19 protein-coding genes are annotated in these 25,802 nt (G+C 49.2%); 9 read left to right on the forward strand and 10 right to left on the reverse strand.

Going from position 1 to position 25,802, the window contains the following annotated elements:
• The first annotated feature begins 345 nt into the window (after window positions 1-345).
• Both B9T62_RS02190 and B9T62_RS02195 read left to right on the forward strand, forming a co-directional pair.
• Entirely contained in the window at window positions 346-1,524 is a 1,179-nt protein-coding gene (locus B9T62_RS02190; protein ID WP_087913766.1) for an MFS transporter, read from the forward strand.
• Window positions 1,525-1,701: 177 nt separating this feature from the next.
• Window positions 1,702-3,480: a phosphatase PAP2 family protein gene (locus B9T62_RS02195; RefSeq protein ID WP_087913767.1), complete on the forward strand. Its 1,779-nt coding sequence runs from the start codon at window positions 1,702-1,704 to the stop codon at window positions 3,478-3,480.
• A gap of 898 nt (window positions 3,481-4,378) precedes the next feature.
• Here the strand turns inward: B9T62_RS02195 and cls are convergent.
• A complete protein-coding gene (gene cls / locus B9T62_RS02200) occupies window positions 4,379-5,794 on the reverse strand; it encodes a cardiolipin synthase (RefSeq protein WP_087913768.1) in 1,416 nt (471 codons plus the stop codon).
• A 147-nt stretch (window positions 5,795-5,941) separates the two neighbouring features.
• Between cls and B9T62_RS02205 the strand changes: the two genes are divergently transcribed.
• From B9T62_RS02205 to B9T62_RS02210, 3 genes are read left to right on the forward strand one after another with little or no spacing between them, the layout of a single operon-like run.
• Window positions 5,942-9,382, forward strand: a complete 3,441-nt coding sequence (locus tag B9T62_RS02205; RefSeq protein ID WP_087913769.1) for a BadF/BadG/BcrA/BcrD ATPase family protein — start codon at window positions 5,942-5,944, stop codon at window positions 9,380-9,382.
• A 7-nt stretch (window positions 9,383-9,389) separates the two neighbouring features.
• A complete protein-coding gene (locus B9T62_RS40425; protein WP_245864312.1) occupies window positions 9,390-9,581 on the forward strand; it encodes a hypothetical protein in 192 nt (63 codons plus the stop codon).
• A gap of 2 nt (window positions 9,582-9,583) precedes the next feature.
• Window positions 9,584-10,981: a 2-hydroxyglutaryl-CoA dehydratase gene (locus B9T62_RS02210; protein WP_245864313.1), complete on the forward strand. Its 1,398-nt coding sequence runs from the start codon at window positions 9,584-9,586 to the stop codon at window positions 10,979-10,981.
• A 65-nt stretch (window positions 10,982-11,046) separates the two neighbouring features.
• Here B9T62_RS02210 and B9T62_RS02215 read toward each other — a convergent pair whose 3' ends face one another.
• Window positions 11,047-11,658: a class I SAM-dependent methyltransferase gene (locus tag B9T62_RS02215; protein ID WP_087913770.1), complete on the reverse strand. Its 612-nt coding sequence runs from the start codon at window positions 11,656-11,658 to the stop codon at window positions 11,047-11,049.
• A 130-nt stretch (window positions 11,659-11,788) separates the two neighbouring features.
• Here B9T62_RS02215 and B9T62_RS02220 point away from each other — a divergent pair, with 130 nt between their 5' ends.
• Window positions 11,789-13,384: an alkaline phosphatase family protein gene (locus B9T62_RS02220; RefSeq protein ID WP_087913771.1), complete on the forward strand. Its 1,596-nt coding sequence runs from the start codon at window positions 11,789-11,791 to the stop codon at window positions 13,382-13,384.
• Window positions 13,385-13,679: 295 nt separating this feature from the next.
• Here the strand turns inward: B9T62_RS02220 and gndA are convergent, their stop codons facing one another.
• The 3 genes from gndA to zwf are packed head-to-tail and all read right to left on the reverse strand — an operon-like array spanning window position 13,680 to window position 17,353.
• Window positions 13,680-15,098 carry an NADP-dependent phosphogluconate dehydrogenase gene (gndA, locus tag B9T62_RS02225; protein WP_087913772.1) on the reverse strand — a complete coding sequence of 473 codons (1,419 nt, stop codon included), beginning with the start codon at window positions 15,096-15,098 and terminating at the stop codon, window positions 13,680-13,682.
• Between the two features lie 35 nt (window positions 15,099-15,133).
• Window positions 15,134-15,802 (reverse strand): fructose-6-phosphate aldolase, encoded by a 669-nt coding sequence (gene fsa, locus B9T62_RS02230; protein WP_087913773.1) that lies wholly within the window; start codon window positions 15,800-15,802, stop codon window positions 15,134-15,136.
• A gap of 39 nt (window positions 15,803-15,841) precedes the next feature.
• Window positions 15,842-17,353: a glucose-6-phosphate dehydrogenase gene (gene zwf / locus B9T62_RS02235; protein ID WP_087913774.1), complete on the reverse strand. Its 1,512-nt coding sequence runs from the start codon at window positions 17,351-17,353 to the stop codon at window positions 15,842-15,844.
• Between the two features lie 98 nt (window positions 17,354-17,451).
• Between zwf and B9T62_RS02240 the strand changes: the two genes are divergently transcribed.
• Window positions 17,452-18,339 carry a LysR family transcriptional regulator gene (locus B9T62_RS02240; protein ID WP_087913775.1) on the forward strand — a complete coding sequence of 296 codons (888 nt, stop codon included), beginning with the start codon at window positions 17,452-17,454 and terminating at the stop codon, window positions 18,337-18,339.
• 56 nt (window positions 18,340-18,395) lie between these two features.
• Here the strand turns inward: B9T62_RS02240 and B9T62_RS02245 are convergent, their stop codons facing one another.
• Window positions 18,396-18,962: a hypothetical protein gene (locus B9T62_RS02245; RefSeq protein ID WP_087913776.1), complete on the reverse strand. Its 567-nt coding sequence runs from the start codon at window positions 18,960-18,962 to the stop codon at window positions 18,396-18,398.
• A gap of 133 nt (window positions 18,963-19,095) precedes the next feature.
• A complete protein-coding gene (locus tag B9T62_RS02250; RefSeq protein ID WP_087913777.1) occupies window positions 19,096-19,929 on the reverse strand; it encodes an AraC family transcriptional regulator in 834 nt (277 codons plus the stop codon).
• 158 nt (window positions 19,930-20,087) lie between these two features.
• Between B9T62_RS02250 and B9T62_RS02255 the strand changes: the two genes are divergently transcribed.
• Window positions 20,088-20,747 (forward strand): ThuA domain-containing protein, encoded by a 660-nt coding sequence (locus B9T62_RS02255; protein WP_087913778.1) that lies wholly within the window; start codon window positions 20,088-20,090, stop codon window positions 20,745-20,747.
• A 24-nt stretch (window positions 20,748-20,771) separates the two neighbouring features.
• On the forward strand, window positions 20,772-21,875 hold the full coding sequence (locus tag B9T62_RS02260; protein ID WP_211296398.1) for a Gfo/Idh/MocA family protein: 1,104 nt from the start codon (window positions 20,772-20,774) through the stop codon (window positions 21,873-21,875).
• Window positions 21,876-22,443: 568 nt separating this feature from the next.
• On the opposite strand, the gene glpK is transcribed toward B9T62_RS02260, so the two are convergent.
• Genes glpK through B9T62_RS02275 form a run of 3 tightly spaced genes read right to left on the reverse strand, consistent with a single transcriptional unit; the run spans window position 22,444 to window position 25,739 of the window.
• Entirely contained in the window at window positions 22,444-23,943 is a 1,500-nt protein-coding gene (glpK, locus tag B9T62_RS02265; RefSeq protein WP_087913780.1) for a glycerol kinase GlpK, read from the reverse strand.
• A 12-nt stretch (window positions 23,944-23,955) separates the two neighbouring features.
• The gene (locus tag B9T62_RS02270; RefSeq protein WP_087913781.1) at window positions 23,956-24,891 is read right to left on the reverse strand and encodes a transketolase family protein; all 936 of its coding nucleotides are present in this window, start codon (window positions 24,889-24,891) and stop codon (window positions 23,956-23,958) included.
• A gap of 2 nt (window positions 24,892-24,893) precedes the next feature.
• The gene (locus tag B9T62_RS02275; protein WP_087913782.1) at window positions 24,894-25,739 is read right to left on the reverse strand and encodes a transketolase; all 846 of its coding nucleotides are present in this window, start codon (window positions 25,737-25,739) and stop codon (window positions 24,894-24,896) included.
• Between the last annotated feature and the right edge of the window lie 63 nt (window positions 25,740-25,802).

Raw genomic sequence — 25,802 nt, forward strand, 5'->3', positions numbered from 1 at the left:
TGGTGTAAACCATTATAAAGATAGGTTAACTATTTGTAAATGAACATTTTCAGCCCGGTACGAAATGATGTCACAGAGACATCCTTTCTTTGAAATATAAGAGTTTATATGTTCCACGTTATTAATTATCCTTCTATTTCTCGCTGAAATACCCCGTCCTTTAAAAGGACGGCGAAGCCGTTTCCACTTAGCTGCAATCTTAGATATCACTATCGTGTTATAAATTGATCGTTAATTGCTATTTAATATAGGTATATATCGTTATAATGCTATTATGTAATTCTGAGAAATAGCAGAAGCACGAATTAGTGAAACGAGATTGCACAAATTGAGGAGAGAACAAGGATGGCTACGTTACTACTACTTATTATTTACCTGGCATTTATAGGTCTTGGACTGCCTGATGCCTTGCTTGGCAGTGCATGGTCCATTATGAAACATGATATTGGTGCCACAACAGAAATGGCAGGTTATATATCGTTAACGGTCTCATTCTGTACGGTTATATCCAGTTTATTTGCAAGCAGATTGTTGCATAGATTTGGCACAGGAAAGGTAACTCTGTTCAGTATCCTATCCACAACAATTGCCTTGCTTGGATTTTCTTTATCCAACGAGTTCTTATTCTTTATACTTCTGGCGATTCCTTTGGGATTAGGCGCTGGTTCTGTAGATGCAGCATTAAGTAACTATGTAGCGCTGCATTTCAAAGCCAAGCATATGAGTTGGCTGCATTGTTTCTGGGGAATTGGAGCCATGACAGGTCCTATTGTAATGTCATTTTCGCTGGATAATGGGAATAACTGGCGTGCAGGATACCTTACGATAGGGATAATACTTACTGCTATAGTTGTAATATTATTGGCATCGCTGTCTTTGTGGAGGGTTTTTGAGAATGGAAAAATAGAAGAAGGCGACGAAAAGAAGCTACTCAGTAACAGAGAAGCTTTACGAATCCGGGGTGTGAAAATGTCCATGGTTTCCATGCTATGCTACAATGGTTCGGAAACAGCCGCTGGTCTATGGATGGCATCCTTCTTTATAGCAAGCAAAGGAATTTCTCCCGGCACGGCAGCAGCCTGTTCTTCCTTGTTTTATATTGGAATCATAATAGGACGAATAGTATCGGGATTTCTCTCGACTAAGGTATCAAGTAAAAGTCTGATCAGGTACGGTGGATTAGTTGGCTGTGCTGGACTTGTAATTCTTATTCTACCGCTTCCTATTTGGGTTGCTGCAGGAGCATTATTTATTGTGGGACTAGGTGGAGCACCAATCTATCCGAGTATTGTTCATGCAACACCGGAACGTTTTGGGGAAAAAGCGTCTTCGAGTGTAATTGGACTCGAAATGGCAAGCGCTTATACGGGCTCTACACTGATTCCATTAATAATGGGGATTATTGCAAGCCAATTTGGAATGTTTATGGTACCCCTGATTTTGCTTCTGCTTTTTGGAATCATGTTCGTAGCTTCGGAAATGGTCAATAGATCCACGTACACCAAAAGGACCCTGAACCCGTAGTTCAAACTACAAGATACAGACGCAGAACCCTCGCCAACCGGAGAGGGTTTTTAATTTACGGTTATTTTACAACAACGCTGCTCTCATTTAACACATAGAGGTTACCTTATTAGATGTACTTCATATTCCATGCATCTATGAAACAGGTGAAGACCACAAGGGAGGACTATGCTAACAATGAACCAGCACAAGAAGAAATTGCTCATCCTATCACTATCTGCATCCGTATTGCTTACCGCCTCCGGTGGCGCTTATGCGAGCGCAGCGACTATTCCGACAAACGTGAATCCCGTAGAGCCATCGTGGGGTTATTTCGTCGATGTGTACAAGAACAACTCCAAGGATAATATGGCCTTAGAATCTAATCCGGCGATCGGAGTGCTGTCGGAATATATCAAACTGTGGACACCGGGGGAAACCTGGGAGAACGGGACGAAGTTGAACAGCCAAGTGCTGGATGCCAACATCCAGAAGGTCGTGCAAATGACCAAGAAGGTTACCCCGCAGCAGGCGGAAGCAACGTATTATGACGACCGCAGGAACCAGAGCTACAGTATGATGGAAGGTCTCGGGTCACTGACGGATGTGTACCGCAATCTAACTGGTGCAATCACAACGATCAACAGCATACCGCCCGACGCGACGAGTGTGAAATATGAGGATGAAGGCAATAATTCCGGCGATCCCAAATCGAAACTGGGCAGTATGGTGAACCTGGTTAATACGGTTCGCGGCACGTACTCCACCACGAACCCGTCCAAAAGTTTCTATAATTATATGCGTCCCTTCCGCTGGAGCACGGATGTAACGGTGCTTCCGACACTAGTGCCCGCGATCAAATCCGATCCTACCAGTGACGGAGGATATCCGAGTGGACATACGAATGCTGCCTACTTGACTGCCTTCGCTATGGCCCATGCCGTACCGGAACGTTACCAGGAACTCTTGACCCGCGCTTCGGAGCTTGGCAACAACCGGATTGTGGCCGGTATGCATTCTCCTTTTGATGTCATGGGCGGACGCGTAATGGCGACAGCGCTGGCCGCAGCGATCCTGAATGATCCGGAGAACGCGGAACTGAAGAAAACTGCCTATACCGATGCCCACAGCATGCTCCTGTCTCAAAAAGGGACTGCAGCCGATAAATTCAGCAGCTATACTGCTAATGAGAAAAGCTTCACAGACCGCTTGACCTATGGATTCCCGCAGATCAGCTCAACAACGAAAACAGTTGTGGTACCAAAAGGCGCGGAAGTACTACTAGAGACGCGTCAGCCGTATCTAGACAACACGCAGCGCCGCTGGGTGCTCGCGACGACCGGTGTAGAATCCGGATATCCTGTTCTGGATGATGCCGAAGGCTGGGGGCGCTTGAACCTCTTTGCTGCCGTGAACGGTTATGGCGCATTCGCTACCGATGTAACGGTCGCCATGGATGCTACAAAAGGCGGCTACAATGCTCTGGATCAATGGCGAAACAACATTTCCGGCAAAGGCAAGCTGACGAAAAAGGGCACAGGTACATTGCAGCTGAGCGGCAGAAACAGCTATACTGGCGGCACCCAATTGGAGCAGGGCAAGCTTGAAGCACAGTCGTTGACTGCTCTGGGTAACGGGGGTGTAGTGAACAACGGAGGTACATTTAGTAAAGCAGTGTCTGGCAAACTCGCTGTTAAGGGAAACTTCAAACAATCCGCCAAAGGTACGCTTGCACTGAACGTAGGCAGCCCGTCTGATGTACTGCGAATTATGGGTTCGGGCACCTATGGCGGCAAGCTCAAGCTTAATTTCACCAACAAATATATGCCTAAGGGTGTTGTAACGATCATTACGGATGGCAGTTCCTTGAAGAACGGTGTGTTCTCATCTGTAGAAACCACAGGCCTTAACAGTCAGTATAAGACCAAACTGATCTATAACGGGCATAGCGTTCAACTTCAGATTGTTAAGAAGTAGCTATCCAGGCAGTATTGACACAATTGCTAAACTAAAGGCTGAGGGCTGTCTTGTCCGCACGAGATGCGGTAAGAATTATGTGAAGCAATATTGTTGATGTTAATGCAAAAAAAGAGGGAACCCCGAAATAATGAGGCTCCCTCTCTTTTTTAACTAAAAATTATTTTCGAGTTCCGCAAAGCGAATCATATGAAGGGTTCGGCGATATGAACGACTTTACTGAGACTGTAGCTGATGAACAATTAAGGGATGATTCTGGAAATTTAAAGATACACTGGCTTCGGATGGTGAAGAATTGGATCGTTATTACCGTTTTGTTGAGGTCCGCATTTAGTTGCAGATTTGGTTACTACTTAGGACCCCCTTTTTTTTCATGTGTTACTCGTCCGAGCCTGTCATACAACACGACAAGGAGGCTAAGAATAACAAATGAAGGCCGTCGCCAGTAACCAGCGCTTAACTTTCAGACTACTAACGGACTCAGGAGCCTCTATTTGCTGAAAAAAGGCTGTTTTGCAGGTCTAACGGACTCAGGAGCCTCTATTCAGGCAAAAACCCACTAGTTAGGGCCTGTTTTTCCAATATAGAGGCTATGCGGTCCGCTAGACTCCAAACCATCGCAGGAATGCGGAAACAGGAGCTATACGGTCCGCTAGGACGTGGGTTACCAGAAGGGGGAGTGTTTGGGTTAAGGTAGCGCGATCCCATAACCTTCTCGAGTAACCTTCTATACCCTCGCAGGGTCCTAAGTAGTAACGAGATTTGCACTTATTCTCCTGATAATGGGTGTTTCGGCGGAAATTAGTTGCAGTTTCGCATCTAATTACTCCGAAGGTTCCAGGGCAACACTCTAAATCCTGGCTGAATCCTAAGCAGTAACATTAAAGCAAGAATAAATCTAAAAAAATGGTGAGAGCAGCCGGGCGAAAACTTCTTTCATTTTTTGAAGGGATGGCCGCCTTTCGAATTCGGATAATGCAATCTCTTGGCTTACGTTAAGATCCGTGAAAAAATCCTCCACCAAACGGTTCACGACCTTCCCGTCAAAAAAGACTGCGTTCATCTCGAATTGGTCGCAAAAGCTGCGCAAATCCATATTTGTGCTGCCGGCGCAAGCCAAGTCATCTGAAATCAATACTTTGGCATGGAGAAACCCTTTTTGATAGCAATAAAACCGCACTCCCGCCTGCAGCAATTCCTGGACATAGGACAAAGAACAGTAGTAAACAAGTTTTTTATCAGGGATGCCAGGAATGATGATGCGAACATCTATACCACTCATGACGGCCGTTTTTATAGCTAACAGGACACTGGGATCAAGAACGAAATAAGGCGTCTCTATATAAATTCGCTTCTTCGCCGAAACGATCAGGGAGAAGATAAGCTCCAGGATCGTCTCATCCGGTCCACTCTTCACGATTTGAACAAGTTCTTTTCCTTGAGTTTCCTGAATCGGATAATAAGTTGGATCGGTGAGCAATTGTCCTTTAACCGTATACCAATCGGTCAGGAAGGTATATTGGATCCACAGTACAGCATAGCCTTTCATGCTGAAATGAGTGTCCCTCCAATAACCAAAAGAGGGATCTTTCCCCAAGTATTCATCTCCGATATTTAAACCTCCAAAAAAACCGATTTTTCCATCGACGACTACGATTTTACGATGATTACGGTAATTGAGCTGTCTATTGAAAAAAGTGGTTAGCGGAGGGGCAAAGCACCCGATTTCCACACCAGCCTGCTGCAACCGTTTCACAAAAGCCTTTCCCAAACGCCTGCTGCCAATCCCGTCATATAAAAGCCGCACGTTAACCCCTTCTTGTACTTTTTGGATCAACAGCTGCTTAAATTGAGTACCGAGATTATCATCACGGATAATGTAGAACTCCATATGAATATGATGCTTGGCCATGGCAATCGACTCCAGGATTGCTTTAAAGGCTTGTTCTGCTTCAGTGTATACCGTCGTTTCATTGCAAGCGGTGATGGGCAGGGTCTGTTTATTTTGGAGTAAAGTATAAATTTTATTATTTTTTGAAACCGTTTCAGCAAGCCTGTTTTTCGGTATCCGCTGATTGCAACGATCTATGAGGTCTGCCCTGAACGATTCCCGACGGCTATACTCTTTCTGGCTAAGGATACGGTGGCAGGTATATTTTTTCGATAAAAAATAATACAGCAGGAAACCAATCAACGGGATCATAAACAAGATCACTAGCCAAGCTGCCTCTTTGTCCGGGCGACGATATTCGGTGATGACAATGGTAATGATTTGGATGATCAATAACGAGTAAGCCAGAATGATCCAAAGCAATTGTTTAGTCTCCCTTTCAAAAGCGTTTGATGTATGGGACCGTTCCGATTATTTTCACCCTCCACCCTCTAAAAAATCCAAGTATGATAAAAGTTGCATTTTTTGTATAAGCTAAGCAGAATGTGAATTGGAATAAGGAGCAATGTTATGAGTCACATAGGTCGGGATTCTCTAATTATTGGCATTGATGTAGGCTCAACGACCGTCAAGGCCACGGTAGTAAATCCTGAAAGCAAGCAAATCCTGTGGTCGGACTATCAGCGCCATCATACGAAGCAGGCGGAAAAAGCTCTGGAAATGTTAATCGCCATTGAGAATGAATTTCCGGATATCCAACAAGAAAACGTTCGCGTGTTTGCGACGGGTTCCGGCAGCGGCCCTATTGCTCCCCATATCGGAGCGAAATTCGTGCAGGAAGTCAACGCGGTTACCATGGCTGTAGAGCAGCTTCATCCCGACGTCGGGAGCGTGATTGAACTTGGAGGACAGGATGCAAAAATCATCATTTTTAAGAAAAACGAGGAAACAGGCTATAAGCAAGCGTACACCTCTATGAATGACAAATGTGCATCCGGCACCGGTGCCATGATCGACAAGTGTCTGATCAAGGTGGGGATGCTTATGGATGATATGGACAAACTGCACTTTGACGATTCAAAATTGCACCATGTGGCCGCAAAGTGTGGGGTATTTGCCGAAACAGATATTGTCAATCTCGTTAAAAGCGGAATCCCTTCCCCAGAAATTATGTGTTCGCTGGCGGATGCCATCGTCATGCAGAATCTTTCTGTCCTTACCCGCGGCAATACACTGCGGCACAATGTTCTGTTGCTGGGAGGACCGAATACTTACTTGACCTTTCTGCAGGAATGCTGGCAGAGGAGGATCCCTCAGACTTGGCAGGAACGGGGATACGATTATCCGAAAGACAAGCCCGTCGAGGACATGATTTTTGTTCCGGACCATTCGCAGTATTATGCAGCCTACGGAGCGGTCCTGTACGGGATGTATGAACCGGTTGATGCTGGTGTATACCTGGGATTGAAGGGGCTGAAGGAATTTATTGCCCACGGCCGCCAAGCCAAACTGAGCGAGAAAGCGGGCCCGCCGCTGGTGAACAGTGACAATGAACTCGAACAATTTCACCGGAATTACAGCATCCCCGAATTTACGCGGGCAACCTTCTCCCCGGGGCAGAAGGTGAGAGCAGTGATCGGTCTTGACGGCGGCTCCACTTCATCCAAGGCTGTGCTGGTTGATGATCAAGGAGATATTCTGCTTAAAGAATACCAGCTATCCAAAGGGAATCCACTTGAAGATACGAAAGAAATGTTAACGCGGATCCGGGATAAGGTGAAGGGGAAGGGGGCCGATTTGGAGATTATCGGCTTTGGTACCACGGGTTATGCCGCTGATGTTTTGGGGAAAACGTTAAAAGCGGACGTCAATATCGTGGAGACCGTCGCGCATATGATGAGCGCCGTTCACCAATTCGGCGACATCGATGTGATCTGTGACATCGGGGGGCAGGACATCAAGGTCCTGTTTCTGAAAAACAAGGATCTCCGCAACTTCAAACTGTCCAATCAATGTTCCGCCGGGAACGGGATGCTGCTGCAGGCGATGGCAGATCAGTTCGGTATTCCGGTTCAGGAGTATGCGGATACGGCTTTTGGCGCAGCTCTGAGCCCTAAATTTTCCTATGGCTGCGCAGTATTTCTGGACGCGGATCGGGTCAATTTTCAGAAGGAGGGGTATTCCAAAGAGGAATTGCTTGCCGGACTCGCTCTGGTTCTGCCGAAAAATATATGGCAATACGTAGTGCAGATTCCGCGTATGGCCGAACTTGGCCGCAAGTTCGTCCTGCAGGGCGGAACCCAATATAATTTGGCTGCAGTCAAGGCCCAGGTCGACTATATCAAACAGCGGGTTCCCGATGCCGAAATATACGTCCATCCGCATCCGGGAGAAGCGGGGGCCATTGGTGCTGCCATGGAAACATTGCGTCTAGTGAAGCGGCGGGGGTATTCCACCTTTTTGGGATTGGATACCGTAATCGACCTGCGTTATGAAAGCCGTAACGACGAATCGACCCGCTGCCATTTTTGTCCCAACCACTGCAGCCGCACCTTTATTGATGCCGAGACGCCGGACGGGCAAACCGCCCGATACATTTCCGGCTTCTCCTGCGAAAAGGGAACGGTGGAAGACAAAGCAGCGGTCATCAAATTAACAAGGGAGCGGCAGGAACTAAAAAAACACTATCCCAATCTCGTGGAATACGAGGCCCGCCGCATGTTTCAGCATTTGTACGATGCTGAGCCTCTTCCGGAACCCAAGCTGCCGATGGATGATGTCTGGCTGAACCGGGGGTGGTTTGGCTTTGGCGGAAGTCGTACAAAGCCGAAACAGCGGCAGTTTGCGCGTTCTTCCACCGAGGCCATGAAGCGGCGCAACCGGATCCGTATCGGGATTCCCAGGGTATTGAACATTTGGTCCACTGCACCTTTTTGGCGGACGTATTTCGAGACGTTGGGCATTGATGGCCGCAATATTGTGTTTAGCGATCATACGAGCGGGGAAATGTGGCAGGAAGGCGGCAAATACGGCTCTATCGATCCATGCTACCCATCGAAAGTGGCCCAGGCACATGTTCATAACCTGCTGTTTAAGCACCATGAGCAAAAAACGTTGGATTACATCTTCTTCCCGTGCATCACCCATATCCCGACGTATATGCACAATGTAATGGATTCGGCCAGTTGCCCGATTGTGGCTGGCGCCCCGAAGGTGATTAAGGCCGCTTTTACCAAAGAAGTAAATTTCTTCGAGACGAGAGGAATTTCCTATCTGGATCCGGCGGTTACGTTCACCGAGCCAAATATGATGAAAAAGCAGTTGTATGAAGCATTTGCCGGACATTTGCAAATCACCGGGGATGAAAGCGACTTTGCCGTTGAGCAGGGCTGGAAGGCCATGGAGTTGTTCGATACGGAAATGCAAGAGAAGGGTCGCATCATCCTGGAGCAGGTCGAGCAGGAAAACCGCCTTGCCATTCTGATGATCGGGCGCCCCTACCATTCCGATCCGGGCCTGAATCACAGTGTGCTTGAAGAATTCCAGGTACTCGGCTACCCCATTCTCTCCATGCGTTCTATTCCCAAAGACGAGGCGTGGCTGCACCGCTTTTTCAGTGATGATCTGAAGAGCGGGCGGGTGGAACAAGCACTTGAAGTCAGCGATGTGTGGCCGGAAAATTTCAGTTCCAACAGCGTGCAAAAAGTGTGGGCAGCCAAGTTTGCCACGCGCCATCCCCATGTGGCTGTGCTGGACTTGTCCAGCTTCAAATGTGGACATGATGCTCCCACTTATGGGTTGATCGACTCGATGATCACGGCCGCGGGTACCCCGTATTCGGCGCTGCATGATATCGATGCCAACAAACCGAGCGGTTCGATCAAAATCCGGGTTAAGACATATGCTCACAGTCTGGAGCTTCATGAAGAGCGTCTGCAGGATTTGGCCCGCAAAAAAGCGGAGCTGCAGCAGCGACTGGAGCAAAAACGCGCTGAATTGATGAAGGAGTGAATCGATTTTGAATATCGCCCAAAAAAAGAAAAATGCCGGGGTTCCGTCTTCTCTCGAGGAGAGGCTATTGAACTTTCAGAAGGAACAGGAACAAGCGTTAGGCTTGGATCTTGAAAACAAGAACCAGTGGTTTGATCCCGTTCCTCATCAGTTTTTGGCCAAAGATAAATCCACCACCACCCTTCTTTTCGGGGGCTGACGATGGCTCACGATTATTTGGTGGAGGCGGCGCTAAAAGGGTTAGGCTATCGGGTGAAGCATATGGAATGTCCGGACAATGAGTCCCTGCGCTACGGTAAAGAGTTCGGCAACCGCGGGCAATGCAACCCGACATACTTCACGGTCGGCAATTTAATTAAATATCTGCATTACCTTCGTGATGTGGAAGGCAAATCAAAGGAAGAGATCATCGGCAACTATCTGCTCGTTACCTGCGGTTCCTGCGGCCCCTGCCGCTTCGGAACCTATGTTACGGAGTATCGAAAGGCTCTGCGTGATGCGGGATTTGACGGATTTAGGGTTCTTCAGTTCCAACAGGCGAATGGATTGAAACAGATGACCGGCAGCGAGTCGGCGCTGAAATTGGATATGCCGTTTTTTATCAGCCTCTTGAAAGCCATTTTTGTGGGAGACATCTTAAATGCGCTGGCTTACCGTATCCGTCCTTATGAGGTGAAAGCAGGCTCAACAGACGCAGCTCTGGAGCGATGCAAGCAGTACATATATGATGCCCTGAGCGAGCATAAACGGTTGAAACCGGCGTTGATTAGAAGCCGCAGGGAACTGCAAACCGTTCGGGTGGATCGTAGCAGAGTCAAACCGAAGGTAAGCATAATCGGAGAGTTCTGGGCGATGACTACCGAGGGTGACGGGAACTACCAGCTGCAGCGCTTTATAGAAAGCGAGGGAGGCGAGGTGGAGGTGCAATCGTTGACGGCTTGGATCTTGTTCCTCATCTGGTCAGGGCGCTTCGATACCTTAAAGCGAATCCATCTGCGCGAAGCGGATTCTGGAAAAAATGGTCTGAAGGGAAAGCACCCGTTCCTGCATCTGCGTATGTTAGGGTTGGCTGACCGTGTCCTTCGTGTGACGTTCCAGACGTATGCCAAAATTATTGGCCTGCATCATTACCACCTGCCCGATATGGAAGAGATCGCCCGGGTTGCCCATGAACACTATAATAACCATCTGCGCGGCGGAGAGGGGCACATGGAGGTGGGGAAGCTGATTCTGAACGTAACCAAGCGGAAAGTGAACATGACTATTTCTGTCAAGCCTTTTGGATGCATGCCGTCTTCCGGCGTTTCCGACGGTGTGCAGTCCCTGATCACCGAAAGATACCCCGATGCCATCTTTCTGCCGATAGAAACGACGGGAGATGGAGCAATAAACGTATATAGCCGGGTGCAGATGATGCTTTTTAAAGCGAAGCAGGCGGCCCAGAAAGAATTTGACGAAGCCTTATTAAAAAAAAGCCTGACGCTCGAACAGCTTCAGAAAAAGAAGGATATAAAATCGGCCCGTCCGTTGCAAACAACCCGTCATGTAGTTGCTTGTACGGCGGCAAATTGGGTATACGGCAGGCGTACCGTTAGATAAATCAAAAAGGGACTGCCTTAAGTCTTTGATGACTTATGGACAGGCCCTTTTTAGCGTCTAGAGGATTAAGCTTGTACTTTGGGCATAGCTGAAAAAAAGATTTCGTTGTAGAGAAGGCCCTTCCTGAACTTTTTGATCACTTGATACTCATATTGTTGGCGTTTGAACAGCTGCAGATATTCATCCTCACTGCGAATAAACTCACCGTTGTCATACTGTTTCATAAACCAGTTGTTGATTTTGTGCCGCGGACATAAATATGGCTCGATGATAATTAATTTCCCTTCGGGTTTCATTACTCTGCTGAACTCGTTCAAATATCCGGTAATTTGTTCGTTGGAGATATGGTGGAGAACCGCGATGATGAGAATGAGATCTACGGTTTGATCCGATATCGGAATACGTTTTTCGTCAAACACCATAAAGGTATGGTTGGGATGTAACTGTTTGGCGAATTGTACTCTTTTGGCATCGGGATCAATGCCATAATAATGATCTGCATCGCATAGGGAACAGTTTGCTCCGGTTCCGCAGCCAAAATCCAGAATGCTTTTATTTTCTAATGAGAAACGGCTTCTGATACGCTCGTGAATATATTTATTGGTGAACCATTGTGGACGTACAAACCGGTGATACAAACGCGGGGACAAATACATGAGATTAAACTCACCCACCATTTCATTAATGTTGAAAATAGTGTGCCTCTAACGTTCTAGGATCATACAAAGGAAAAATCCACCAAACGGTGTCTCGCTGTATAACTTCAAGAGTTCCGCGACAAAATGTATATGAAGTAGGTGAATTGTCATGTGGATAAAAGAGAGTCGAATTTTGCCGTCGATCTTACTATTGATCTTGATTATTGGATGCCAGAATCCGAAACCTAAAGAACAAGATTTGATGCGGATAAAATCCGCTAACAAAGAAAATACGAAGAAAGTCATTTTACTGATGGCGGACTCTTTAATGGCTCAGGCAATCGACCAAGGAATCAGAGAGCACGAGCTTCCCGCCTTTAAATTCCTGATCAATCACGGGCAATATTATAAAGACCTGGTCAGTTCTTTTCCCACGATGTCCGTTACGATCGACAGCTCGTTGCTCACCGGAAAGTATCCGGATGTTCACCGTGTGCCGGGTTTGACTTGGTATTCTGCGGGCGACAAAAAAAAAATCAATTACGGGACCGGGCCGATGGAATTGCTTAGACATGGAATTAATCCGGTGTTAACCGATGCACTAATCCATTTGAACGGGAGTCACTTAAACCGGAATTTGCCCACGATCTATGAAGATTTAGCCCGGCAAGGGTTAAAGTCCGGATCGATAAACGGCCTAATTTACCGCGGGGCATCGGATCATAAGTTATCGATTCCTGGCTGGATTCAAGGACCTACCTCTTTGCCGAAAGAAATTCAAGTGAAAGGACCGGATTTTTTGTCCTTGGGTTCGTTGACTAATCCGTTTGAAGGTATAAAAAATTTGCCCGATGGAATAACGAATCGGTTGGGAATCAATAATAATTTCGCTATAGAAGCCGTAAAATACTTGATTCAAGCCAATAAATTGCCGGATTTTTTGTTTGTTTATTTGCCCGATTTGGACCGGGAGTTACATAAGAAAGGCCCCACTGAACTAAATGGGGTCAAAAAGTTGGATCAGCAGCTTCAATCTTTGTTGCAAACGTTCGGTTCTCCGGAAAAAGCTTTGAAGGATGCGATTATTATCATTGCAGGGGACAGCGGAATGACCCAAATCCTGCCTGCTGAACAAAATCCGATCATTGATCTGTCCTCTATGTTCGGAGATGCCCGAATTTTGCGTCCGGGTGAAGCCGTATCGAAGGAGACAGAAATCATTCTGGCTGTCAATGAAACGATGGCCTATGTATATCCATTAAAAGCGGAGCGCTCCCTAAGAGATGTGGCGAATTTAATAAAAAACGATCCGCGCATTGATTTTATTGCATGGAAAGAAAAGGATTGGATTAACGTAATCCAGGGATCAACAGCCAAGCAGCTCAAGTTCAAAGCCAACGGAAACCTGACCGATGCTTATAAACAATCATGGACGGTCAAACAGGACAGTGAGATATTGGATTTAAGGGTGAATGCTGCTGCTCATTCATTGGATTACGATCAGTATCCCGATGTTCTGCGGCGATTGTCAGGCTCGCTCGATTCGCATCCAGGCAAGTTTTTAGTTGTTACGGCAAAACCGGGATATGAATTAGCGGACAGAAGTTCACCAACGCACAAAGGTGGCGGCGGTCACGGTTCCATTCGTAAAATGGAATCGCTTGTTCCCTTGATCATCTGTGGAACGGATCAAAAACCAGAATATTTACGAATTGTTGATTTAAAAGCTTATTTGCTTAACCTTTTGACTACTGGAAAACACTGACGATATGTCGAATTCGATGAGGCAGAACCAGGAATTAGGAGTAACAGGGCCAAGCAGTGTTGTGGAATATAGTGAGGAAAAGTAGGGGAAGAACAGGGTCTCTTAGCCGATTCCCTCTAATTCGGACATAATAAAAAATTAACCCATTCACTATGCTACCTGCTCCGAACATATGGTCTACTGTAGATGAGAGATTTAATAAAGTCTTTCATTTTTATTTCTCATGGATTGCTCAAAAAGTCCGGGCTTATACACCCGGACTTCTAGATAGACGTTTATAACTAACAATAGCTCATTATTCGTTGCTGTTCATCCATTGAAAATGGAAGCTTCCCGGTTGATCCACCCGTTCAAAGGTATGGGCTCCAAAGTAGTCTCTTTGCGCCTGCAGCAGGTTGGCCGGAAGCCGTTCGGAACGGTAGCTGTCATAGTAGGCCAGTCCGGAAGCAAAGGCCGGAACCGGAATGCCACGTTTCACAGCGATTGCTACTACATCTCTCCAAGCATCCTGGTAGCTATGAACGACGCTGCTGAAATACTCGTCGAGGAACAGGTTTTTGAGCTCAGGGTCGCGGTCATACGCATCCTTGATATTCTGCAGGAAGCCTGCGCGGATAATGCATCCACCGCGGAAGATCATCGCAATGCTGCCGTAGTTCAGGTTCCAGTTATATTCGTCCGAAGCCACTCTCATCTGGGCAAAGCCCTGGGCGTAGGAGGCGATTTTGCTGGCATAGAGCGCTTTGCGGACCGCCTCGATGAATTCCTTGGCATCTCCTTCGTAGGCTTTGGTTGCGGGCCCCTTCAGGACTTGGCTTGCAGCCACGCGCTCTTCCTTCATGGCCGAGATAAATCGTGCAAAGACCGATTCGGTAATGATGGATAACGGAACGCCCAGATCGAGTGCATTTTGACTAGTCCACTTGCCGGTTCCCTTTTGTCCGGCGGAATCCAGGATCACATCGACCATCGGCTTGCCGGTATCCCGGTCTACCTTGGCGAAGATGTCGGCTGTAATCTCAATGAGATAGCTGCTTAGCTCGCCGCGGTTCCATTCCGAGAAAATCTCATGCAGTTCAGTGGTGCCAAGACCCAGCACATCCTTCAGCAGCTGATACGCTTCGCCAATAAGCTGCATATCGCCGTATTCGATGCCGTTATGGACCATTTTGACATAGTGTCCGGCACCATCTTCTCCGATGTAAGTGGAGCACGGATCGCCGTCCACTTTGGCCGAAATGGCTGTCAGGATCGGCTCCACCAGCTCGTAGGCATCCTTTTGTCCGCCTGGCATAATGGCCGGTCCCTTCAGCGCCCCCTCTTCACCGCCCGATACCCCAGCGCCGATGAAGCGGAAGCCTTGAGCCTGCAGCTCTTTGTTCCGTCTTTGCGTATCCGGGAAAAAGGCGTTCCCGCCGTCAATCAGGATATCCCCTGGCGACAAATGCGGCACCAGCTGCTGAATCGTATCATCTGTCGGCTTGCCAGCCTTGACCATAATCATGATTTTGCGCGGAAGCTCCAGAGACTGGACGAACTCTTCAATGCTGTAGGCACCCGTGAAATTTTTGCCCTCCGCTTCTTTAATCAGTTCATCGGTTTTCTCCCGGGAACGGTTGTACAGGGCCACCGAGAACCCTTTGCTCTCCATATTCAAGGCCAGATTCTTACCCATGACGGCTAAGCCGACCACACCAATCTGCTGTTTACCCATCGACAATAGACCTCCCTATAATATGTGCTGGACAATTAGACCTGCGGCGCTTTCTTCCAGTCGGCAGCGAACTTCTCCAGCCCCTGGTCGGTCAGCGGATGCTTGGAGATCTGCTCGATCAGGCTGAACGGAATGGTGGCAATATGCGCACCGGCCATGGCAACGCGGGTCACATGGTCAGGATGGCGGACCGAAGCGGCGATAATCTGCGCATCCAGGTTATGAATGCGGAACAGTTCAGCAACCTTCACGATCAATTGCACCCCATCCTCCGAAATATCATCCAGACGGCCCAGGAATGGCGATACGTAGGTAGCTCCTGCACGGGCAGCGAGAAGCGCCTGGTTCACGGTGAAGATCAGCGTTACGTTTGTTTTCACGCCTTTTTGAGTCAGATGCCGGCAGGCCTCCAGACCCGCGAGCGTCATCGGGAGCTTGATCGTAATGTTTTTATCATAGTTATTGATCTTGATCAGCTCGTTCGCCTGTGCGATCATCTCTTCCGCAGTGACGGCATCCGGTGTTACCTCGGCGGATACGGACTCTACCTCAGGCACAGTACGCAGAATTTCCGCAATGCGGTCTTCAAATTTCACGCCCTCTTTGGCCACCAGAGACGGATTCGTAGTGACTCCGGACAGGACTCCGATCTGGTATGCTTTTTTAATGTCTTCCACATTTGCAGTATCGATAAAAAATTTCATATTCGTAAACCTCCAATTTTAGTTGAATTAATTACAGTTTTAAAAATTTGAAGCATCAGGGAGAGAAAGATCGTTTACTTCTTCAATGGCAGAGTCGAGCCACCAGTGATTTCCATCCTTCGCCAGCAGCTGATCTGATTCAATAGGTCCGAACGTACCCGCAGCGTAGGGATGAAGAGGAACCGCATTCTTGTCAAAAGCATTCAGGATCGGCTGCACCCATTTCCAGGACAGCTCCACTTCATTCCAATGCGCAAAGAATGACGGATCTCCGTGCAAAGCATCATAAATCAGGTTCTCATAAGCCTCCGGGACCTCAATAGATCTGGTATGGAAGTCAATATGCATTGCCTTGAACTTCCCTTTGTGCTGGGGATCTCTTGCCTTGAGCTGTAGAGTAATGCCCTCGTTCGGGCTGATCTCGAACACCAGAAGATTGGGGATATCATCCTCGGCGGCTGACGAGTTCTGCTTGAGCGGCTCTTTGAATTCAATCACAATACGTGTTGATTTCTCTTTCATTCTCTTCCCGGTTCGGATATAGAACGGCACGCCCTTCCAGAATGGATCATCGATCTGCAATCTGGCCGCAATAAATGTATCGTTCATCGATCCTGCCGGAATTCCCGGTTCGGAGAGATAGCCTGGGACCTGCTTGCCCTTGATGGCGCCTGCAGTGTACTGCCCACGGATCACTTTAAACGGGATATCCGTTTCTTCCAACGGCTCCAGGGCCTCCATCACCTCTTTCTTCTTGAAGCGCACCTCGTCTGCGGAGCTGTCTTTCGGCAAGCGGATCGCGAGCATCATCAGCAGCTGCAGCATATGATTCTGGAACATGTCTCTCAGTGCACCAACATGATCGTAATAGCCCGCTCTTTCTTCCACGCCCACCGTTTCCCCCGCAGTAATCTGCACGTTGGCAATGTAGCGGTTGTTCCAGAGTGCATGAAGCACCGGATTCGTCTGCTGGAATACATCCAGCTCCTGCACCATCGGTTTGCCCAGGTAATGGTCGATCCGGAAAATTTCATCCTCGCTAAAAGCTTCGCTCAGCTTCAGATTCAGCTCCTGCGCAGACTGCAGATCATGTCCGAAGGGCTTCTCAATCACCAGGCGTTTCCAGCCCTTCGCGGAACCCAGCCCGCTTCCCTTAATGTTCAAGGCAATCGTCTCAAAAAACTCAGGTCCGACGGATAAATAGAACATCCGGTTCGGGGAACCACCCGCTCTTTTCTCCTGCTGCTCAACCCGCTGCAGCAGCTTGAGATAATCCTCTGTATGCCCTACGTCCAGCACATTATATCGGAAGGCCTTCAGGAAGCCGCGCACGGACGCTGAATCATTCACTTCCCGCCGGGAAAAGTCCCGGATGGACCGCTCCACCATAGCCTGAAAGGCTTCGTCACCCAATTCTCTTCTGCCAAGACCAATCACAGAGAATGAATGGTTCAGCTTGTGGTCGAGAAACAGATTATACAGCGCAGGGTAGATTTTTCTCCGGGCCAAATCTCCTGTCGCTCCAAATAAAACAAATGTGGTTGCCTCCATCTCCATTCTCCTTCTCTCTGGTTTATCTTTCCTGGTTACACTATAATACAAATACAACCCATACAAGTAATTAATATATTTCACAGGAGCTATAGACCATGTCTATGATCAATTTTGAGTTATATAAGGTTTTCTACTGGGCAGCCAAGACTGGCAGTCTGACCCAAGCCGCCAAATCCCTGTATATTACCCAGCCAAGTGTCAGTCATGCGATTAAGCAACTGGAGGACAACTTTGGTCTAACCCTCTTTATCAGGAATTCCAAGGGCGTCGTATTGACATCGGAGGGAGTCGCTCTGTACTCGTATATTGAACAGTCGCACATCCTTATCACTCAAGCCGAGAAGCAAATGGCTAAACTCAAAAACCTCGATAACGGCGAGCTGCGGATTGGTGGAAGTGATTCTCTGTTCAAGCATTTTCTACTACCATTCATCGAAATCTTTCACCAACGCTACCCCGGCATTCAGATTCATCTGAAGCACGGAACCACACCGGAAGTCATCTCATATTTAAAAGAAGGCCTCATTGATCTGGGCGTAGTGCGCATGCCGATCACCGATCCCCAGCTTGAGGTGTGGCAGGGGCTTCAGTTACAGGACTGCTTTATTGCGGGCAGCCACTATGCCGAGCTGAAGCAGAAGGTGCTCTCTATCGAAGAGTTGCTTCAGTACCCCATCATCCTCTTCTCCCGTAGCAGCCGTGCTCGTATGGCGATTACGGACTTGTTCCAAGACTACGGATATGAGCTAAAGCCAAAATTTGAGGTGGGCAGCGTTGGTCTGCTAATCGAATTTGCCCGAAAAGGACTCGGCATTTCTTACGTAACCCGCGAATTCGTCTCCAAGGAGCTGGAGGAAGGCTCTCTCTTTGAGATAAAGCTGGACGTTCAGCTCCCCCCGGCTCAGGTTGGCCTGATGACCATGCGTAACATGCCGTTGACGACCGCAGCCAGCAAGTTTATCGAGCTTACGAGGAGAGACTGAAATATAATTTGATATTGGGAAGGGGAAGCCGACATCCGCGCCGAAGGCGCACCAGTTTAAGCGGCTCTGGCAAAATAACAAATGCTTGGGCTGCTTTTCTGCCCTGATGGAGGTGATTGGATGAGGCAAGCAACTTCATACGAAGTTAAAGCACCTTGATATGATGTTTTCAATTCAAACCACACCCCGGTATGGAATGGAACCATTTCCACAGCCAGTATTGATATTCTCCCCGTAATGCTTGTCCAGATAGTCCAGCACATAGGCAAGGACCGGAAGTCCTCGGCCGCCGCGTCCTTCTGATTCAGCTGCTCCAGCTGTCTGTCCAGCCATCCCAGCACCGCCTCCTCATTGCCCGACAGCAGAAGATTAGACAGCTCTTCCCCGTGGGTAACTTTGACATGAAAGGAACGCGCCGATAAAGCCCGCGGCTCCACTATAATTTGGGTTTCTTCATTCAGCCTGCGTTCTTTGAGCAGCGAGGACAGACTCCCGTAAGCACCGGTAATCGGAGTCTCTCCGGAGTAGACAGGACTTACCGCGATGGTCAAATAAAGGGCAGGCTCCTCCTCCAGCAGCTCCTTCAGGGTCTGGAGAGTCTGGAGAATGCCGCCACATCGCATATACCAATCCGGTCATGCTGGACGATGCCGGGGATGCCAATGCCGATAGCCTGCACATTCGGATGAGCCTCTATGATCTGATCCAGCCAGTCTTCGATGGTGCCCAGGGTAATCTGATCGATGAAACGCAGCGCTAACGCAGTTCGCTCGGTGTCCGCAGCTTGACCTGTTTAAATACACGGTTGAAGGTACGGATATTGGAGAAACCGCATTCCAGCGCGATATCCAGAATGCTTTTGTCGGTATTCAGCAGCAGACGTTCTGCTTGATTGACCCGGATACTATTGAGGTACGCGATGTAACTCATGCCCGAGATGCTTTTGAAGAAACGGGAGAAATAGAACAGGCTCATGTTGGCGTGACGTGCTGCATCGGCAAGTGTGATGGGATGCATGTAATTGACGTCGAGGTATTCAAGGACCTCCTGCATGATCTTCATATTCGTAATGCGCCGCTTATCCTTATGAGGATTGACTATGTCCAGAGGCATATTCCGTAGAATCAATGCGCACAGCTCGTGCAGCAAGCCGATCATAAGCTGTTCATGATGCGGAAGCTTCTGAACATGTTCCTGCAGCAGTTCCTGCATGATCGCGGACAGGCGGCTGTCAATGACCTCATCTTCCGGTGTGGATGGACGGTTCTCCCTAAAAGGGGAAGTGAGCCGCATATTCAAGGGCCAGCCTGCAGGAAACCCGATCAGCGAAGGGTTAAAGATAACAAAGATAAGCTTGGATTTGTTGTCCTTGCTGTCATAGTAGTGAATATCTCCGCTGCTGCATACGGCCAGATCGCCTGCCTGCAATACCCGTGTTTCCGAGTTGATCCCCATCCGGATCGAACCCTCCAGTACATAGATAATCTCCAGATCGTTATGCCAGTGGGCCAGAAAATCTATATTTGGACTCACAAATGCAGTGAAGGGAAAAGCTGATCCATACGTTCTGTTCTCGTGAAAAGCTCTCATGATTTCTCCTGTTCTGATCTTCCGCTATTTACACATAAACTTAGCAAAAAATGACCAGTCATACAAGCAAAATGGCGAGCAGCCGGTACCCTTTTGGATTACAATTTCTTCAGATAGACACGTGCTTACTGATTCCAGGACAAAAAGGAGAACTTGATATGGCGAAGAAAGCATTGATTGTAAAAGGCGGATGGGATGGTCATGAACCGAATGAGGTTGCAGCGATTTTTGCCGGCATTCTGGAGGCTGAAGGGTTCGAGGTTGAGGTATCGGATACGCTGGACAGCTTCAATAACGCCGAAGCGCTTAAGGAATTAAGTCTGATTGTGCCGGTGTGGACAATGGGTGAAATCGCGGGTGAACAGGTGGCGTCGGTTCTTGCGGCTGTGGCTTCCGGGGTAGGCATTGCCGGTTGTCATGGCGGGATGTGCGACTCCTTCCGTAATAATACAGAATGGCAATTTTTGACCGGATCACAGTGGGTGGCACATCCCTTCAATGATGGGGTGGATTATGAGGTGAATATCGTGAGATCCGGCTCCAGCCCGATTGTGGAAGGCATCCAGGATTTCATGGTGAAGTCAGAACAGTATTATCTGCATGTAGATCCAGCGGTAGACGTATTGGCTACAACTACTTTTGTGCTGAGCGAAGGTGAGCATTCGGCGAACGGTGTCATCACCATGCCAGTGGTCTACACGAAGAGATGGGGCAAGGGCAAGGTATTCTATAATTCTCTTGGACATCATGCGGATGTTTTTGATATTCCGGAAGCCAAGGAACTGATGCGTAAAGGCTTTTTGTGGGCTGCCAACTAAAACCGTGATAAGGGGAGAATCATTGTGCGTAAAGTGAAGGTGGGCATCGTCGGCTGCGGGAATATCAGCGGCATTTATTTTGAGAATTTGACCGGAACTTTTGTGAACACGGAGGTCTATGCCTGTTCTGATCTGGATCTGGGGCGGGCACAGCAGGCAGCGGAGAAATACGGAGTTCCTCATGTATGGACGACAGAGGAATTGCTTGCTTCGGAAGAGATTGAGATTGTCGTTAATCTGACCACGCCTAATTTTCATTTCGATGTGTGTAAGCAAGCTCTATTAGCCGGTAAGCATGTGTATGTCGAGAAGCCGCTGTCGCTAACGCTTGAGAATGGAACTGAGCTTGTCCGTCTGGCGCAGGAAAAGAATCTGTTCATCGGCTGTGCGCCGGACACCTTCCTCGGAGGCGGTCTGCAAACCTGCGCCAAGCTGATTGCGGATGGCTATATCGGAGAGCCGGTAGCAGCAACGGCCTTCATGCTCTGCCATGGTCATGAGAGCTGGCATCCGGACCCTGAATTCTACTATCAGGCCGGAGGCGGCCCAATGTTTGATATGGGACCGTATTATCTTACGGCTCTGGTATCTTTGCTTGGCCCGGCCAAAACTGTATGCGGCATCACCAAAACTTCTTTTGCCACACGGACGATCACCAGTGAGAAGAAGTTCGGCAAAGTGGTTGATGTAGAAGTACCTACACATGTTGCCGGAACCATCGAGTTCGCTAGCGGCGCCGTGGCAACGATGATTACCAGCTTCGATGTATGGCATAGCACGCTGCCGCGGATCGAAATCTACGGATCACAAGGCACACTGATCGTACCGGACCCTAACACCTTCGGCGGTCCGATCCTGCTGCGTCCGGCGCACAGCACGGAATTCCAGGAGATTCCGCTGATCTACAATTATGCCGGGAACAGCCGGGGCATTGGCGTAGCGGATATGGCCCGCTGCATCGAGACAGGAGACACTCCGCGCGCAAACGGCGAGCTGGCCAATCATGTGCTCGAGATCATGCATGCTTTCCATACAAGCTCCGACACCAAGCGGTATGCGGAGCTAACTACCAGCTGCGAGCAGCCGAAGCTGCTGCCGCTGGGCCTGGTCAAAGGGTATCTGGAGTAGCAAATATACAAAGCGAGAAGAAAGATAAGAATCATGTATTGCGCGAAGCATAAAAATTCTTATCTTCTCAAAAAGCAGCGATCCGTTTCCGGTACTTCCGGGAACGGATCGCTGCTTTTTTGTGTTGTATAGGAATTTATACAATGTAATAAATGTGCCTATAGTTTCTTTATAGTTCGGGTAGGCTGGTACGAGAGGTAAGGTACGGCGACTCGATTTGTTTTTAGTCCGGTCATTTTCAATGATGTGTTCTTTACGTTCAAAATAAACCGGAGTTACAGTATGCTGAATACTAATCGTTTTGTTAACGAAATTGATTGCAGTCCACTTAAGTCCAATCACTTCACTTCTTCGCAACAGCTTTCAGCATCGCTACGTAATGTTTACCAGATTCGGCCGTCTATTCTATCAATGGTGTGCCTGTGCACTTTGATAGACAACGTGGGTTGGTAGACATTCTCCGGAAGCGGCTTGAATCTCCGCATTGGGGTCACAAAGTCGATCAAACCGGAATTTAACTGATGCTGCGCCATAAAGATGCGTCCCTCTGAAGCTCAAATGAACTTTTTTAAATCCGCTGCACCACGGACTGGACAGCTCGCTGCCAGCCAGAGTAATAATTGTGCCGGGTGGCGTCATCTAGCTTAGGTTCGTACGTCTCATACAGTGTCAGTTGGGCTGCGATCTGCTCCGGGTCGGACCATAGACCTGCGCCGAGTCCGCCGAGATATACCGAGCCCATGGCCGACAGTTCAGCGCAGGTGGACCGGGCTACCACCTTGCCCAGGATATCGGCTTGAAACTGCATGAGCCAGACATTGGAGGAGGCTCCGCCGTCGGTACGCAGACCGAGCAGCTGAATGCCGGACTGCTGTTCAATGAATTCTACCGCGTCCCTGACTTGGTAGGCAATGCTCTCCAGGGCAGCGCGGACAATATGGGCTTTAGTAGTTCCGCGGTTCATGCCGGTAATGGCCGCCCGGGCGTAAGGGTCCCAATAGGGTGCACCCATTCCGACAAAAGCGGGTACAAGATAAACGCCGTCGTTCGCGGGAACACTTTCGACCAATTCCTGCATTTCCTCAAAGGTAGAGAAAAGCCCTAAATTATCCTGCATCCATTTGATGCTATCACCTGTTGTCCGGATGATGGCTTCAAGCGCATACGTCACCTTTCCCCCCGCCCCCCAGGCGATTGCAGTTACAAGACCGTCACCGCCATCGATCGGGTGGTCGCCTACATTCATCAACACAGAGGTGCCGGTACCAAAGGTGGCCTTGGCGCTTCCGGGCTTAAAGCAGAGATGGCCGTACAACGCACCCTGGGAATCTCCGATCACGCCTGAGATTGGCACCCTTTCCTCAAAAAGGCTGCTGTCCGCCGTATATCCGAATATGGCATCGGACGGCTTAACCTCGGGAAGTAAGGATGAAGGTACGGAGAAAATCTGGGCAAGCTCTTCGTCCCATTCCAAGGTGTGGATATTGAACAGCGAGGTGCGGCTGGCGTTCGTATAGTCGGTAGCATGTGTGCTGCCGCCGGTCAGCTTCCAGATCAGCCAGCTGTCCATGGTTCCTGCGAGCAGCTTCCCTTCGGCCAGCAGCTCTGCAGCTCCTTTGGCATGCCTAATGATCCAGCCCCATTTGGCGGCGGAGAAATAAGGGTCGAGCATAAGTCCCGTTTTGGCGCGGATGGTGCTTTCGTGACCCGCTTGCTTCAGCCCGGCGCATAGGTCCGCAGTACGCTGGCATTGCCAGACGATGGCATTATATACCGGCAAGCCGGTGGTCTTATCCCATATTAACGCAGTTTCCCGCTGGTTGGTAAGGGTCAGGGCAGCCAGCTCCGCCGGGTGGATGCCGGTTTGCTCCAGCACGCTGCGGGCCGCCTTTATGACATTATCATAAATTTCGAGCGGATCATGCTCTACCCAGCCAGGCTGGGGGAAGTGCTGTTTATGCGCCATTCCGCTGCGGGCGATGACTGCTCCTTCAGAGTTTACCAGGAGTGCTTTGGTGCCTGAAGTGCTCTGGTCAATGGCCAATATATATTTCTGATTGTGGTCCATATGCTTCGCCCTTTACTTGTTGATCAATTCGAACGCAACCTGCTTGATATTGTCGCCCGTAAGGCCATAGTGGCGGAATACCTCCGCTGATTTGCCAGCAATGGCCGGTTCATCCGGGATGCCGAGCACCTTCATCGGAACGGGATGATGCTGTACGACAACCTCCGCCACGGCAGCGCCAAGACCGCCGTAAATGCTGTGCTCTTCAACCGTAATAATGCGTCCGGTCTCCCGTGCCGCAGCAATGATGGCCTCTTCATCCAAGGGTTTAATCGTATGCATGTTGATGACCCGGGCAGATACGCCACTTTCGGCAAGCGCCTGGGCGGCATCGAGGGCAACCCGCACGGTTTCACCGGCGGCAATGATCGTAATATCGGAACCTTCCTGTACAATTACAGCCTTACCTATTTCAAACGGATAATCGTCGGATTCGTATACGTCCTCGACCGGGTTGCGTCCAATCCGCACATATACGCCGCCGTCATATTTAACCAGCGCTTCGGTCAGCTTCTTCGTTTCGTGGCGGTCGGCGGGAAGCACAATAGCCAGTCCCGGAATGGCACGGGCCACCGCAATGTCCTGTACGGAGTGATGGGACATGCCGAGCGCACCGTAGCTTACGCCGCCGCTGATCCCGATCAGCTTCACATTGGTCCGCGAATAAGCGACGTCAACCTTGATTTGCTCAATGCTGCGCATGCTCAGGAAGCAGGCAGGTGAAGTGACAAAAGGTTTCTTGCCGCTGTGGGCCAATCCGGCGGCCATGCCTACAAGGTTCTGCTCTGCAATACCAACCTCGACGAATTGCTCCGGAAATGTATTGGCGAAAGGAGCCATCGCGGCGGAACCGCGTGAATCACTGGCCAGTACCATAATATCCCGGTCGTCCTTGGCCAATTCCAGCAGTGTGTCACAGATAACTTGGCGGTTAGGAATCTTGTTCATTGTTATTGCACCTGCCCTTTCTGTGTCAATTCCTCAATGGACGCGCTCAGCTCAGACAGCGCCAGCGCGAGTTCCTCATCGTTCGGCACATGGTGGTGCCAGGCGGGAACATTCTCGGCGAAGGATACGCCCTTGCCCTTGGTCGTATTGGCCATAATCAGCGTTGGTTTGCCGGGTACTTCCGGTACGGCGCGGAATGCCTGCAGCAGTTCTTCCATATCGTTGCCGTTGATCGAAACAACATTCCAGCCGAAGGCGGCCCATTTCTCGTCCAGCGGTTCCAGGCCCATGACCTCTTCGGTAGACCCGCTGATTTGAAGCCGGTTGCGGTCGATAATGCCGACCAGATTATCCAGTTTATAATGGGCGCCTGCCATGGCGGCTTCCCAGTTGGAGCCTTCGGCCTGCTCGCCGTCTCCCATCAGACAGAACACACGGTAAGACCGCCCGTCCCGCTTGGCCGCCAGTGCCATGCCGACGGAAATGGGCAGACCATGGCCGAGGGCGCCGGTATTCATCTCGATGCCGGGCACCTTGTTGTTCGGGTGGCCGATGAGCCGGGTGCCGAACTGGCTGTAGGTTTCCAGTTCTTCTCTGGGGAAGAAACCGCGGTCAGCTAGAACACACCATAGTGATTCTACGGAATGACCTTTGCTGGCAATGAAGCGGTCACGGTCTTCCCATTTCGAATTAGCGGGATCAATATTCATAATTTCATAATATAAGGCCGTTAAAATGTCCGTGTTACTCAAAGATCCCCCTGTATGGCCCGTTTTGGCGCGGTGAATAATGGTCAGCAGATCCATCCGGATTTGTGAGGCCTTGACTTTCAGTTCCTGAATTTCCATAATATCCCCCTCTGATAGATGTAATATATAAAATGAACTGATGCTTCGTAGAGGCAACTGCGC

Source organism: Paenibacillus donghaensis (assembly GCF_002192415.1).
Classification (GTDB): domain Bacteria; phylum Bacillota; class Bacilli; order Paenibacillales; family Paenibacillaceae; genus Paenibacillus_AQ; species Paenibacillus_AQ donghaensis.